We start from the raw sequence: 13,135 nt of genomic DNA, 5'->3' as shown, positions 1-13,135 counted from the left end.
TTGATAAAATTTAATAAAACAAAACTAGAAAACGGACTAGAAATTTATCACGTACCAGTAAATCCTGGTTCAAAAGTGATAAGCGTAGATGTCTTTTATAAAGTTGGATCAAGAAACGAAGTAATGGGCAAAAGTGGCATAGCTCACATGCTAGAGCATCTAAATTTCAAGTCAACCAAAAATTTACGAGCCGGGGAGTTTGATGAGATCGTAAAAGGCTTTGGCGGCGTAAATAACGCAAGTACAGGCTTTGACTACACTCACTACTTCATAAAAGCCTCAAATGAAAATTTAGACAAAACGCTTGGTCTTTTTGCCGAGCTTATGAAAAATTTAAGCCTAAAAGATAAAGAATTTCAGCCAGAGCGAGACGTGGTGCATGAAGAGCGCAGGTGGCGAACAGACAACAACCCTATGGGATATCTATACTTTAGGCTCTACAACCACGCATTTATCTATCATCCATATCACTGGACACCGATAGGCTTTATAAAAGATATCGAAAACTGGAATATCTCCGACATAAAAGAATTTCACGCTACTTTTTATCAGCCAAAAAATGCGATTTTGATGATAAGTGGCGACATCGGCAAGGATGAGGCATTTAAGCTAGCTAAGAAAAATTTTAGCGGCATAAAAAACAAAAGAGCTATCCCAAAAACTCACTGCAAAGAGCCTGAGCAAGACGGCGCTAGAAGAGCAATCATCTATAAAGATAGCCAAACACAAATGCTAGCGATTGCTTACAAAATCCCAAATTTTAAACACGCTGATCAAGTGGGGCTAAACGCGATAAGCGAGTATCTAGCCACTGGCAAAAGCTCTATTTTGCAGCAGCGCCTAGTCGATGAGCTAATGCTTGTAAACCAAATTTATGCTTATAATATGAGCTGTGTTGATGAAAATTTATTTATATTTTTAGCAGTTTGCAACCCAGATGTCGAAGCAAACGTAGTTGAAGCTGAAATTTTAAAGATCATAGATGATTTAAAAAATAAGCCAATCGACAAAGATGATGTTTTAAGAGTTAAAAATTTGATAAAAACTGATTTTATTTACTCATTTGAGAGTGCAAGCAAGGTTGCAAATTTATATGGCTCATACCTTGCTAGAGGCGACATAAAGCCACTTTACGAGCTTGAAAAAAATATCGATAAGATAGATGCCAAGCTTTTAAAAGAGATAGCAAATAGATATTTTAATGAAAAAACCAGCACAACAATAATATTAAAAAAGGAATAAACGTGGAAAATTCGCTTCAAGGTGCGATGACCGCACTCATTACGCCATTTAAAAATCAAAAAGTAGATGAAGTCAGTTTTGAAAAACTAATAAAAAGACAGATAAAGCACGGTATAGATGTCGTTGTACCAGTTGGAACTACTGGCGAGAGTGCAACACTAACGCATGATGAGCATAGAATTTGTATCGAAATAGCCGTTGATGCATGTAAAGGTACAAATGTAAAAGTACTTGCTGGGGCTGGCAGTAACGCGACTCACGAGGCTATTGGTATCGCTAAATTTGCCCAAGCTCATGGTGCTGATGGTATCCTTTCAGTTGCCCCTTATTACAACAAACCAACACAAGAAGGGCTTTACGAGCACTACAAAGCCATTGCAAATAGCATTGAAATCCCTGTGCTTCTTTACAATGTTCCTGGCAGAGTTGGCGTGGATATCTTGCCAGCGACTGTTTTTAGGCTTTTTAAAGAGTGTAAAAATATCTATGGTATCAAAGAGGCCACAGGCAGCATAGATAGATGCGTCGATCTACTAGCTCACGAGCCAAATTTAGTAGTCATTAGCGGTGAAGATGCGATCAACTATCCTATCATATCAAATGGCGGCAAAGGTGTTATCTCAGTTACAGCAAATCTCTTGCCAGATCAAATTTCAGAGCTTACGCACTTTGCGATGAACGAAGAGTACAAAAAAGCAAAATTAATAAATGATAATCTATACACGATAAATAAAACACTTTTTTGCGAAAGCAATCCAATACCAATCAAAGCAGCGATGTATCTAGCTGGACTAATCGACTCTTTAGAGTACCGCTTGCCACTTTGCAAACCAAGTAAAGAAAATTTCAAAAAGATAGAAGAAGTAATAAAAAATTACGAAATAAAGGGTTTTTAATGAAGGACACACTAAACGAATTTAAAGGTAAAACGCTAGTTATCAGTGGTGGCACTAGAGGCATTGGCAGAGCCATAGTTGAAGAATTTGCAAAAGCCGGCGTAAATATAGCATTTACCTACAACTCAAACGAAGAGCTTGCCAAAGAGCAGGCAAAAGAGCTTGAAGCTACTTATAAGATAAAAGCAAGAGCATATGCACTAAATATCCTCGAGCCAGAGACTTATAAAGAGCTATTTTTAAAGATAGACGAGGATTTTGATAGGATTGATTTTTTCATCTCAAATGCTATCATCTCAGGTCGCGCAGTAGCTGGTGGATACACTAAATTTATGAAGCTAAAACCAAGAGGCATAAACAATATCTTTACAGCAACCGTAAATGCCTTTGTCGTAGGCACCCAAGAAGCTGCAAAACGCATGGAAAAAGTTGGCGGTGGTAGCATCATTAGCCTATCATCTACTGGAAATTTAGTCTATATCGAAAACTACGCAGGTCACGGCACAGCAAAAGCAGCCGTTGAAGCCATGGCAAGATACGCCGCGACCGAGCTTGGCGAGAAAAATATCCGTGTAAATGTCGTAAGTGGCGGCCCTATCGAGACAGACGCGCTAAGAGCCTTTACTAACTACGAAGAGGTGCGCGATATGACAGCAAAGCTTAGCCCACTAAACCGCATGGGACAGCCGACTGACCTAGCTGGAGCATGTCTATTTTTGTGCTCATCTAAGGCTAGCTGGGTGACTGGACATACATTCATAATAGATGGTGGCACGACTTTTAAATGAGAAGATTGAAATTTTAAGCATAAAGGCATATTTGTGAGTTTAAATTTACCAAACGCATTGGCATTTTTTAGGATATTACTGGCTCCACTTATGTTTTTTATGCTTGTAAATGCGCCAGGAATTTTTACGCAGATTCACATAAGCTGGATAAACTACTTTGCAGCTCTTATTTTTGTGATCGCCTCGGTGACTGACTTTTTTGACGGCTACATCGCCAGAAGCTGGGATCAAAAGACCAAGCTTGGCGCTATCCTTGACCCGCTAGCTGATAAGATGCTGATCTTGGCTGCATTTTTAGGTCTTATGATGCTTGGCAGAGCGAGCGCTTGGGCTGTTTATCTTATCTTGGTGAGGGAATTTTTTATAACTGGTTTTCGTGTCGTGATGGCAAGTGACGGCGTCGAGGTCGCTGCATCAATGGCTGGCAAAGTAAAAACAGTCTCGCAGATGTTTGCGGTTGGATTTTTACTGATGAGCTGGCCAGGCGGAGAGCTTTTGCTGTGGATAGCTGTTGCGCTTACGCTTTATTCTGGATTTGAATATATCTTTGCCTATATAAAGGCGATGAAAAAGAGCTAAAATTTCTTTCGCTCGTAAGACCCAAAGTTTTTACTTTCAAATTCTTATATAAAATAATCAAATCTTCATTTTCAAAATAAGTAAAATCAAGTTAAAAATTTCTCCTAGCTAAGAGAAATTTTTAGCTAAACGCCGTTTGAGAGTAAATTTATAAATTTTGGCTAAAATCTCATCAATTTTTCAAAAAAGGTAAGTTTTGAAAGGCATTCTCTTCACGCTAGTCCTATTTTGCCTTGGGCTTTATGCGTATTCGTTTTATTTTTTAGTGACCATTTTAGCCATTAGTTTTCTCATATTTTTTCACGAGCTTGGCCACTTTTTGGCAGCAAGAACGCTTGGAGTAAAGGTAAATACCTTTAGTATCGGCTTTGGTGAGAAAATTTATACCAAAAACATTGGTGGCACCGACTACTGCCTAAGCGCGATCCCACTTGGTGGATATGTACAGCTAAAAGGACAAGACGACACCGACCCAAAGGCCAAAAATTACGACACGGACAGCTATAACGTGTTAAGTCCTATAAAGCGAATTTACATCCTCTTTGCAGGGCCATTTTTTAACTTTATCTTAGCGTTTTTTATATACATTTTGCTTGGATCTATCGGAGTTGAAAGACTTGCACCAAGTGTAGGCCACATAGCTGAAGGCTCGGCAGCTGCAAGCGCTGGACTAGCTAAAAATGATAAAATTTTAGCAATAAATGGCGTAAAGATAAACGAGTGGGATGAGATCAGTAAAAATGTGAAATTAGAGCCAAGCACCATTTTGATAGATCGCAACGGCTCGCAAATGACTATAAATTTAACACCAAAGATAGGCGAGACGATAAATCTATTTAATGAAAAGGTACAGCGCCCATTGATCGGGATCTCTCCAAATGGCGAAGTGATAAAAATTTACCACACTGGTCTTGCAGGCATAAATTTTGCCTTTAGTGAGACGATCGAGGCATCAAAACTAATCTTTAAAAGCTTTACCAAACTAGTAAGTGGAGCTGTGCCGCTAAAAGAGGTCGGTGGCATCGTACAAATCGCTGATGTCACTTCAAAAGCCGCAAAAATAAGTCTTGGCGTGCTTTTGACGATTGTCGCTTTAATCTCAGTAAATTTAGGCGTTTTAAATTTATTCCCAATCCCAGCGCTTGATGGCGGACACATACTTTTTAACCTATATGAACTAATTTTTAGACGCGAGGTAAATGAGCGAGTGCTCATCATGCTCACCTACTGCGGCTGGGCGCTACTGCTTGGCATAATGATGCTTGCAACCTTTAATGATATTATGAGATTAAGTGGAGGTTTATGATGATAGTTTTAAAAGAGCTGCTTGAAAAGATAGAAAATTTAAGCAAAGATGTGACGCTCATCGCCGTTAGTAAAAATGTCACAAGCGCTGAAGTAAGAGAGCTTTACGCACAAGGGCAAAGAAATTTTGGTGAAAATAGAGTCCAAGAGCTAGCCAAAAAAGAGCTAGAACTGCAAAATTTTACTGATATAAAATGGCATATGATCGGCCGCTTGCAAAATAACAAAATAAATCAAATGGTAAGTCTAAAGCCTACACTTTGGCAAAGCTGCGATAGCTTTGAAAGAGCCGTAGAAGTCGATAAAAGGCTTAGCTATAAGCTAGATACTTTGCTTCAGATAAACTCAGCTGATGAAGATACAAAGCAAGGCGTAAGCGTAGCAAATGCGGCAGAAATTTATGAGCGTATCCAAAGCGAGTGCAAAAATATCAATCTAAAAGGCGTGATGAGTATCGGAGCGCATGTGGATGAGCTAAAAGAGATTCAAAAGAGCTTTGAGCTAACTTATAAAATTTTTGATAGCCTAAAGCCAAAAGGTGCGACTATCTGCTCGATGGGTATGAGTAGTGACTTCGAGCTAGCAATAAAATGTGGATCAAATATGATTCGCCTTGGGACAATGCTTTATCTATAAATTTATCGCTTTTGCATGCTCTTGCTGCTAACGAAGTAGATTACTGCTAGAGCTATGTAAATTTCTAGCCAAAAAGATTTGAGCGAAAAATTAAAATTTAATATTTAGCGTCAGCCAAAACTAGAGCAAAAAGTACTTTTACACCAGCTTTTTCTATAGTATTTTTAGCCTCAAGTATCGTTGTGCCAGTGGTTACGATATCATCTACCAAAATAACTGGCGCAGTGATCTTTTTTAGGATTTTAAAATTTCTTGGGTTATTTTGTCTAAATTGTAAATCCTTACCACTATAGCTGATCTTACTGGTTGCATGCAGTGCATGAAATATGGGCTTTAGATTTTTAGCCCTTAGTGCATTTGCCAAAATAGCCGTGTGTGAGTAGCCAAAATGAACTCTATCATCTATAGGCAGAGCATAGACTTTCTCCGGAAAGCTAAAGCTTTTAGCAAATTTATTAAATGCAAATTTGGCTAAGTTTTTATATATAAGATATCCGTGCATTTGGTGCTTGGAGTGGATGAGTTCTTTTATTTCAGAGTAGCCGTAAAAGCTATAAATTTTAAAGCCCTCTAGTTCTCTTACTATCGGGCTTGGCTCGCTTAAAATTTGTGAGCAAATTTTACAAAATGTATTTAGCGTAAAGCTCTTGCAAAACGCACAAAACATTAGCTATTTAAAATAGCAATTGCTGTGCGTTTGATGGCATCATTTATGATCTCAGTTAAAAATGATTTAAATGCTCCACCTATGCGAATCAACTCAAATTTGGTTTGATTATTTGAAATGTTTTTAACGATGCTTTGATCGCCTTTTTGGATCTTAAGTGTAATCTTAATATTACCTTTTGTATTATCAGTGCCGTATCCGCTCATATTTGCTTCAAACTCGTTGATAAAAATTTCAACTACAACGCCACCCATGCCATTTACATTTGCACCGCGCGCCATAAGCTCTTTTTTGAGCGAATCACTAAAATAAGTAGCAAGATCGTTTTGAAGCACGACATATTCTTTTACGGTACCTTTGCTATCAGTGATCGTAGCAATGGTACTTTTATTTTTGCGGTTATCATGCACTGCGCTTATGTAGGCCTCAAAACCGCTATTTTGCTGGCTCGCAGCAGCCTTATATGGATCAAATGCGACAACACTTTGACTTGGTGCACAACCAGTTAAAAATAAAACAAAAAGTCCAAAAATAGCTAAAAATTTAAATTTATTCATCGTTTTTCCTTTTAAAGTTTAGTAATCTCATCGGCTACTTTTATCGCGGCTTGTTTAACCAAAAGTGCGATAAAAAAGTCAAACTGACCAGACTCTGAAGCCTCTAGCTTCTCCACATGGTGCCTAGTCGAGATAGGTAATGTTTTTTTGAAATTTATATTTGAAAGAATAAGAAGCCCATTTAGATGTCCATTTAAAATTTCTGAACTTCCCGAATAGCTTCCTCTAAGCTCGTCAAATCTAAAATCAAGCCTGTACGTATAAGGTGATGTTTGAGTATCGACAACAACGATTCCGCGAGAATTTAACTCACGCTGCAAAAACATGTAAAAAAGCACTTCAAGGCGTGGGTTTGAGTTAAAAACTGCAGTATTTCCTTCAACACCTGTGTAATATATCGATCTTGCACTACTTCTAGCATCGACGATCCTGTGGAAATAAACCTTTTTTAATCCAACATTAGTATCGATCATGTTTTTTTCTAAGCAGCAGTTTATTGCTACATCACTTTTGTATTTAACACCATTTATAAAAAGACCATCGCCCCTGCCTTTACAAGCACTGCAATCAGCCGGTATCCTCATAACCTCTTCAAAATACATCTTATCTTCGCTGTTTATGCTCGCACTTTGCACACCATCTATTCCCTCACATGATAGACAAAGGCTAGCTTTAGCCACGCAGCCAGTTAGAAAGATAGCTACAAAAACTGCTAGTAATGTCGTTCTTAGCATTTTACTTCCTTTTGCTCTTTTTGTTTTTTGCGGATATTTTTCACGCTCTCGCCTGCAATGCCGTAGTTGTTCGTATCGATCTCATCGATAATGACAACGGTATTTTGAGCGCTTCTACCTAAAATTTCGCTTATTAGCTTTGTAACTCCGCTTATTATCTTCTCTTTTTGCTCCACACTTGGGCTATCACCCTCTTTTGTCACGCAAATTTTCACAAACGGCATAGCATTCCTTTTTGTAAATTTAGCACTTAAATTTTAATCAAAGACCTATCCACCAAAACAATATCCTTGCTGCGGCAGTATCGCAAAGTCAGACAAGGCGTGGATAAAATTTACGATGGGAGTTACCATGGCAGGTAATGACCGAGTAAATTTTAGACACAACGAAGTATGACAAAGCGAGACAACGCATTAGTCTATTTTTAGGACGGATAAAAACGCCTCCTGCGGCAAATTCACCTTTCCTATCGCCTTCATACGTTTTTTACCCTCTTTTTGCTTTTCAAGCAACTTTCTCTTACGCGTGATGTCGCCGCCGTAGCACTTAGCTGTGACGTTTTTACCCATTGATTTTACGGTTTCTCGGGCGATTATTTTATTACCGATGCTAGCTTGTATCGCCACCTCAAAGAGCTGACGTGGCACGATCTCTTTCATCGCCTTTACGAAGTCCCTGCCCTTTGTCTGCGCCTTGCTCTCAGGCACGATGATAGAGAGCGCATCGACCGTCTCGCCGGCCACTTTGACATCAAGCTTCACTAGATCGCCCACGCGGTAGTCGCTTGGCTCGTAGTCAAAGCTCGCGTAGCCTTTGGTGCTTGACTTTAGCTTGTCGTAAAAGTCCATCACGATCTCATTCATCGGTATGTCATACTCGAGTAATACGCGGTCAGTCGTGATGTAGTCCATCTTTGTTTGTATGCCGCGGCGGTTGTTTAAGAGTGTGATGATATTGCCCAAAAACTCGCTTGGTGTGATGATAGTCGCTTTCACGTATGGCTCAAGGATCGAGTCTATTTTATTGACTGGTGGCAACTGACTTGGGTTTTGAATTTTTAAATTTAGCCCATCAGTTTGGATGACTTCATAAGTCACAGTCGGCGCTGTGGCGATGAGATCAAGGTCGAATTCGCGCTCCAGCCTCTCTTTGACGACCTCCATGTGAAGAAGACCTAAAAAGCCAACCCTAAAGCCAAATCCAAGTGCGACCGAGGTCTCTGGCTCGTAGCTAATGGAGCTATCATTTAGCTTTAGCTTATCCAGCGCGTCACGCAGATCTTCAAATTTATCAGTTTCAATAGGATAAAGTCCCGCAAAAACAAACGGCTTAGCCCTCTCAAAGCCGCCAACTGGCTCTTTTAGCGGGTTTCTAGCCTGCGTCACCGTATCGCCCACCTGCACGTCGCTAACATTTTTAAGCCCCAAAACCACGATGCCAACCTCGCCAGCGCTAAGCGTTTTGGTCTTGATCGGAGCTATAGGGTTTGGATACATGAGGTCTAGCACGATATGCTTTTTGCCCGTGCCCATGACTAAAATTTCATCATTTTTTGAAATTTCACCATCATAAACACGCACAAGAGCAAGCGCGCCAAGGTAGTTGTCAAACCAACTATCGTAAATGAGCGCCTTTGTAGGCTTGTTTGCGTCGCCATTTGGCGCAGGGATTCTCGTGATGATCGCTTCAAGCAGCTCCTTTATGCCAACGCCTGTTTTTGCGCTCACTTCGATAGCCCCTGAGCAGTCAAGTCCGATGATATGCTCGATCTCGTCTTTTACCCTAGCAGGATCAGCCGCTGGTAGGTCGATCTTGTTGATGACTGGGATGATCTCTAGGTTGTTTTCAAGTGCGATATAGACATTTGCGATGGTTTGCGCCTCCACGCCCTGAGAAGCATCCACGACAAGTAGCGCGCCCTCGCAGCTAGCCAAAGAACGGCTCACCTCGTAGCTAAAATCAACGTGTCCTGGGGTGTCTATCAAATTTAGAACAAAATTTTGCCCATTTAGTGCGTAGTTTAGGCGGACAGACTGAGCTTTGATCGTGATGCCACGCTCTTTTTCTATATCCATCGTGTCCATGATTTGCGAGCTCATCTCACGGTCACTAACGGCGCCACACTCTTGAATGAGGCGATCAGCAAGCGTGCTTTTGCCGTGGTCAATGTGAGCGATGATGCTAAAATTTCTAATATTTTTCATTTACTCTTTTACTTTTTTGTTAAATTTTTGACTTTTATTTTGCCTAAAATTGATTTAAAATTTGCATAAGAAAAGCGATGTTAATGCTTGTGACCAAAGTGTCTATGCTCTTCTTTGCCTTTTATCTCACAGATGAGCTCATCTTTGTGCCCAATGGTCTTGCTCTCAAACTGAAGCGTCACATGACTAATTCCAACATGAAATAGCTCATGTTCGATATCTTTTATCATTTTTGAAATTTCACCTACACTTAGCTCATCATCTACCACCACATGAGCGATGATTGCATTTGAACCGGCACTTATCGCCCAAATATGCAGATCATGCACCTGCCTAACGCCATCTACGCCTTTTATGATAGCTAAAATTTCATCCGCATTAAGCTCGACTGGCACGGCTTCGATAAGGATATTAAAGCTATCCTTTAGCAAGCCAAAGCCACTTTTTATGATAAGTATCGAAACAAATATACTTGCAATACTATCAGCCTGCGTAAGGCCAAATTTCATGATGACTAGTGCTGCAATGATCGCTCCAACCGAACCAAACGTATCTCCAAGGACATGAAGATAAGCTCCTTTTATATTTAAATTCTCTTTTATATCGCTACTTTTATGTATATAAATAGCTACGATCAAATTTATAATAAGCCCCAAAATGCTAATAGCAAGCATCGTTTTGGCTTCGATCTGCGGCTCGTTAAAAAATCTCACAACTGCTTCAATTATCACAAAAATACCTAGAGCAACAAGAGCCGAGGCATTTACAAAAGCAGCAATGATCTCGACCCTTTTGTAGCCAAAGGTCTTTTGCAAATTTGCCCTTTTTTCTGCGATCTTAAAAGCGACCAGCGACAAAAAGAGAGCCGCAGCGTCTGAGAGCATGTGAAATGCGTCGCTAATAAGCGCAAGCGAGTTTGAAACGAAGCCAAAAACGGCCTCAACTATCATAAACGTGAAAATTAGAAAAAATGAATTTCTAAGAACGCTCTTGTTGTGCATCATTGTCCTTCTTTTGGGCATCGATCCTCTTGCCGATATCTTTTAAATTTGAAAATTCCTCGATGAGCTTTGGCGAGTCGTCAAGGCTGATGACGAAATTCCATATATAGGTCATCACAGAGTAGATGTGGCCGGCATTTGTCTGCTGCGAGCTTAGCACTATTATCGCCACCAAAAAGAGCAGTGAAGCGCTAATGCCGATGATAAAATAGCTCATCGCCTCCCTGTTTGAGATCGCTATACGAAATTTAGAAACGACGTCGTAGTGCCTATTTAGCGTGCTTTTATTAAAAACACCTATCACCTTTGCCTCTTTTTCTAAGCGGTCATTTAAGCGAAGATAAAGGTCGTCATTTTTCTTGATATATCTTGGCAAAAATATAAGAAAAGTGATCATCACGGCAAAGCACGCCACAGCGACCTTTGGCTCGACAAATATGAGCATAAACGCTGAGCCGATGATCGAAATAACCGATGTAAAAAACATAGGAAAATGCGTCTCAAAGAAATTTACAAACTCTCGCGAGAGCGCTACTCTGGCGATAATGGCGGAGTCGTCTTTGGCATTTTGTTTTTCATTCATGATGACATTTACAGCAAGCTTTGCGTAGATATTTGCAAAAACTTGCGTATCCACGCGGCGCCTAATGGCTCCTACAAGCCACGCTATGAGCACAAAAAGTGCGTAAATGAGAGCATTTAACGTATTTCCTTGCATGATTGCATTGATCGCAAAGCCCGCAAATATTGGGTATGCTAGAAAAAGTCCGTTCTCTGCTAGCACCAAAGTAAAGGTCAAAATGAGATTTTTATTGTGCTCGGTCGCTATGCTCTTTAGCGTTTTAAAGGCGTTATTTTGCAAATTTAATCCTAAAATTTTCGCGAATTCTAGCCAAAATTTATAAATTTTGAAAAATTTTTGTTGTAACTATTGACATTACAACAAAAAATTATTATACTTCACTCATCAGTTGTAAATAAAAATATTACAACAAAAAATAAGGAGAACAAAATGAAAAATTTTCAGGTTGCAAAGATCGCAAACGAGCCAAGAGTCGAGCTAAAAGAGGCTTTAAATTTAAGCGGCTGTGAGGTATCTATAAACGAGCTTCCAGCAAATGTGAGCGTGCCATTTGTCCATGCACATAAGCAAAACGAGGAGCTTTACATCATCCTAGAGGGTGAGGGTGAGCTTTTCATCGACGGTGAGGTGCTAAAAGTAAGCAAAGGAGATGCGGTACGCATAGATCCAGAGGGCAAAAGGTGCTTTAAAGCTGGCAAAAACGGCATCAAAATGATCTGTATCCAGACAAAACGCGGTAGCCTAGAGCAATACACAATGAGTGACGGCGTGATAGTTGATGACGTAAAGCCAAGCTGGCTGTAAAATTTAAAAACAAAATTTAAAGGAGAAATAATGAAAATAGCAATCATAGGCGCAAACGGCAAAAGCGGTGCAAATTTAGTAAATGAGGCCATAAAACAAGGTTACGACGTCACAGCGATCGTTAGAAATAAAGAGTATAAAAACAAAAGCGTAAAGGTCGTTTATAAAGATATTTTCGAGCTTACAAAGACTGATCTGGCTGGCTTTGACGCAGTGATCAGTGCATTTGCAGCGTGGACGCCAGATACCTTTGCGCTTCACAAAAAAGTGGCCACTCACCTTATAAATTTACTAGAAGGCACTAGTACAAGGCTCATCGTAGTTGGCGGCGCTGGTACGTTATTTGTTGATGACAAGGGCACTATGCTCATGGATACGCCAGGCTTCCCGGCTGCGTATATGGGTGTGGCAAAGGCGACTGCGGAGTCTTATTTTGAGCTAAAAGATAGGAGCGATTTGCTTTGGACATACGTAAGCCCAGCAGGCGACTACGACGCAAATGGTGCTCGTACTGGCAAATACGTGCTTGGTGGAGATAATCTCATCTTAAACTCAAAAAATGAGAGTTATATAAGTTATGCAGACCTTGCGCTTGCGATCATAGACGAGCTAAAAAACAAAAAATTTATACAAAAACGCTTCACAGCAGTTAGCGAGCGAGCATAAAAATTATAGATCTGACATAGCTGGCACAAAAAGTCGGCTTGTCAAATCCAAACTGAAAATAAACTGTTTTTAGTAAAAATTTAAAGTATAATCAGAAAAAATTTCAAGGACGATTGTGCAAGTAGGGATTAAGTTTTCAATCGCGATTCATGTAGTCTTAGCAGCTTGTTTTTTCAAAGACGAGAAAGTCACGAGCGAATTTATAGCAGGTAGTATAAACACAAATCCGGTCATAGTTAGGCGTCTGCTTGGCACTCTAAAGGCTGCAGGACTCGTGAATGTCGTAGCTGGAGTTGGTGGTGTGAGTCTTGCAAAAGAGCCAAAAGATATAACCCTCCTTCAAATTTTTAAAGCAGTAAATAATAAAGAAAAACTTTTCAAGATCCACTCTGACTCACCCAAAGCTTGCCCGCTTGGTGGCAAGATCGAAACTCTCTTAACCACCCACTTCCTAAAAGCACAAGAAGCTTTAG

General features: G+C 40.0%; 16 protein-coding genes. 9 read left to right on the top strand and 7 right to left on the bottom strand.

Annotated features, from left to right (window positions below; translation table 11 throughout):
* From CVT05_RS01905 to CVT05_RS01880, 6 genes are all read left to right on the top strand, one after another.
* The gene (locus tag CVT05_RS01905; RefSeq protein ID WP_107687277.1) at positions 1 to 1,242 is read left to right on the top strand and encodes a M16 family metallopeptidase; all 1,242 of its coding nucleotides are present in this window, start codon (positions 1 to 3) and stop codon (positions 1,240 to 1,242) included.
* A 26-nt stretch (positions 1,243 to 1,268) separates the two neighbouring features.
* Complete coding sequence (dapA, locus tag CVT05_RS01900; protein WP_219336837.1) at positions 1,269 to 2,138, top strand: 4-hydroxy-tetrahydrodipicolinate synthase; 870 nt, start codon at positions 1,269 to 1,271, stop codon at positions 2,136 to 2,138.
* On the top strand, positions 2,138 to 2,926 hold the full coding sequence (locus CVT05_RS01895) for an enoyl-ACP reductase (protein WP_054196728.1): 789 nt from the start codon (positions 2,138 to 2,140) through the stop codon (positions 2,924 to 2,926). Before dapA ends, CVT05_RS01895 begins: the two co-directional genes overlap by 1 nt.
* Before the next feature lie 33 nt (positions 2,927 to 2,959).
* A complete protein-coding gene (gene pgsA, locus CVT05_RS01890) occupies positions 2,960 to 3,505 on the top strand; it encodes a CDP-diacylglycerol--glycerol-3-phosphate 3-phosphatidyltransferase (RefSeq protein ID WP_107687294.1) in 546 nt (181 codons plus the stop codon).
* A gap of 196 nt (positions 3,506 to 3,701) precedes the next feature.
* Entirely contained in the window at positions 3,702 to 4,811 is a 1,110-nt protein-coding gene (gene rseP, locus CVT05_RS01885; protein WP_107697644.1) for an RIP metalloprotease RseP, read from the top strand.
* A complete protein-coding gene (locus CVT05_RS01880) occupies positions 4,808 to 5,446 on the top strand; it encodes a YggS family pyridoxal phosphate-dependent enzyme (RefSeq protein ID WP_199906723.1) in 639 nt (212 codons plus the stop codon). Before rseP ends, CVT05_RS01880 begins: the two co-directional genes overlap by 4 nt.
* A 97-nt stretch (positions 5,447 to 5,543) precedes the next feature.
* Here CVT05_RS01880 and CVT05_RS01875 read toward each other — a convergent pair whose 3' ends face one another.
* The 7 genes from CVT05_RS01875 to CVT05_RS01845 all read right to left on the bottom strand — a co-directional run bounded on the left by CVT05_RS01875 (position 5,544) and on the right by CVT05_RS01845 (position 11,471).
* Positions 5,544 to 6,113 (bottom strand): ComF family protein, encoded by a 570-nt coding sequence (locus tag CVT05_RS01875; RefSeq protein ID WP_107697643.1) that lies wholly within the window; start codon positions 6,111 to 6,113, stop codon positions 5,544 to 5,546.
* Positions 6,113 to 6,670 (bottom strand): YajG family lipoprotein, encoded by a 558-nt coding sequence (locus CVT05_RS01870; protein WP_107697642.1) that lies wholly within the window; start codon positions 6,668 to 6,670, stop codon positions 6,113 to 6,115. The genes CVT05_RS01875 and CVT05_RS01870 overlap by 1 nt, the downstream gene beginning before the upstream one ends.
* 11 nt (positions 6,671 to 6,681) lie before the next feature.
* Positions 6,682 to 7,404 (bottom strand): hypothetical protein, encoded by a 723-nt coding sequence (locus CVT05_RS01865; protein WP_107697641.1) that lies wholly within the window; start codon positions 7,402 to 7,404, stop codon positions 6,682 to 6,684.
* Positions 7,398 to 7,628: a 2-hydroxymuconate tautomerase family protein gene (locus CVT05_RS01860; protein ID WP_107697640.1), complete on the bottom strand. Its 231-nt coding sequence runs from the start codon at positions 7,626 to 7,628 to the stop codon at positions 7,398 to 7,400. Before CVT05_RS01860 ends, CVT05_RS01865 begins: the two co-directional genes overlap by 7 nt.
* A gap of 189 nt (positions 7,629 to 7,817) precedes the next feature.
* Positions 7,818 to 9,608 (bottom strand): translation elongation factor 4, encoded by a 1,791-nt coding sequence (lepA, locus tag CVT05_RS01855; protein WP_107697639.1) that lies wholly within the window; start codon positions 9,606 to 9,608, stop codon positions 7,818 to 7,820.
* 80 nt (positions 9,609 to 9,688) lie between these two features.
* Positions 9,689 to 10,612: a cation diffusion facilitator family transporter gene (locus tag CVT05_RS01850; RefSeq protein WP_234400524.1), complete on the bottom strand. Its 924-nt coding sequence runs from the start codon at positions 10,610 to 10,612 to the stop codon at positions 9,689 to 9,691.
* Entirely contained in the window at positions 10,587 to 11,471 is an 885-nt protein-coding gene (locus CVT05_RS01845; protein ID WP_107697637.1) for an ABC transporter six-transmembrane domain-containing protein, read from the bottom strand. Before CVT05_RS01845 ends, CVT05_RS01850 begins: the two co-directional genes overlap by 26 nt.
* Positions 11,472 to 11,621: 150 nt before the next feature.
* Here CVT05_RS01845 and CVT05_RS01840 point away from each other — a divergent pair, with 150 nt between their 5' ends.
* The 3 genes from CVT05_RS01840 to CVT05_RS01830 all read left to right on the top strand — a co-directional run.
* Positions 11,622 to 11,996, top strand: a complete 375-nt coding sequence (locus tag CVT05_RS01840) for a cupin domain-containing protein (protein ID WP_021091938.1) — start codon at positions 11,622 to 11,624, stop codon at positions 11,994 to 11,996.
* 30 nt (positions 11,997 to 12,026) lie between these two features.
* Positions 12,027 to 12,662 (top strand): NAD(P)-dependent oxidoreductase, encoded by a 636-nt coding sequence (locus tag CVT05_RS01835; RefSeq protein WP_107697636.1) that lies wholly within the window; start codon positions 12,027 to 12,029, stop codon positions 12,660 to 12,662.
* A gap of 115 nt (positions 12,663 to 12,777) precedes the next feature.
* Positions 12,778 to 13,135 (top strand): Rrf2 family transcriptional regulator (locus CVT05_RS01830; protein ID WP_107697635.1); only part of this gene is annotated, 358 nt, incomplete at its 3' end.

This window comes from Campylobacter concisus (assembly GCF_003049705.1).
Lineage (GTDB): Bacteria > Campylobacterota > Campylobacteria > Campylobacterales > Campylobacteraceae > Campylobacter_A > Campylobacter_A concisus_AR.
This window is presented reverse-complemented; position numbering and strand designations above follow the sequence as displayed.

What these genes read in the sequence shown, in the direction of transcription:
- CVT05_RS01880 (WP_199906723.1), top strand. Translation starts at nt 4,808, where the DNA reads ATGATGATAGTTTTAAAAGAGCTGCTTGAAAAGATAGAAAATTTAAGC.
- CVT05_RS01840 (WP_021091938.1), top strand. Translation starts at nt 11,622, where the DNA reads ATGAAAAATTTTCAGGTTGCAAAGATCGCAAACGAGCCAAGAGTCGAG.
- CVT05_RS01870 (WP_107697642.1), bottom strand. Translation starts at nt 6,670, where the DNA reads ATGAATAAATTTAAATTTTTAGCTATTTTTGGACTTTTTGTTTTATTT.
- dapA (WP_219336837.1), top strand. Translation starts at nt 1,269, where the DNA reads ATGACCGCACTCATTACGCCATTTAAAAATCAAAAAGTAGATGAAGTC.
- CVT05_RS01865 (WP_107697641.1), bottom strand. Translation starts at nt 7,404, where the DNA reads ATGCTAAGAACGACATTACTAGCAGTTTTTGTAGCTATCTTTCTAACT.
- CVT05_RS01850 (WP_234400524.1), bottom strand. Translation starts at nt 10,612, where the DNA reads ATGATGCACAACAAGAGCGTTCTTAGAAATTCATTTTTTCTAATTTTC.
- CVT05_RS01895 (WP_054196728.1), top strand. Translation starts at nt 2,138, where the DNA reads ATGAAGGACACACTAAACGAATTTAAAGGTAAAACGCTAGTTATCAGT.
- CVT05_RS01835 (WP_107697636.1), top strand. Translation starts at nt 12,027, where the DNA reads ATGAAAATAGCAATCATAGGCGCAAACGGCAAAAGCGGTGCAAATTTA.
- CVT05_RS01875 (WP_107697643.1), bottom strand. Translation starts at nt 6,113, where the DNA reads ATGTTTTGTGCGTTTTGCAAGAGCTTTACGCTAAATACATTTTGTAAA.
- CVT05_RS01860 (WP_107697640.1), bottom strand. Translation starts at nt 7,628, where the DNA reads ATGCCGTTTGTGAAAATTTGCGTGACAAAAGAGGGTGATAGCCCAAGT.
- lepA (WP_107697639.1), bottom strand. Translation starts at nt 9,608, where the DNA reads ATGAAAAATATTAGAAATTTTAGCATCATCGCTCACATTGACCACGGC.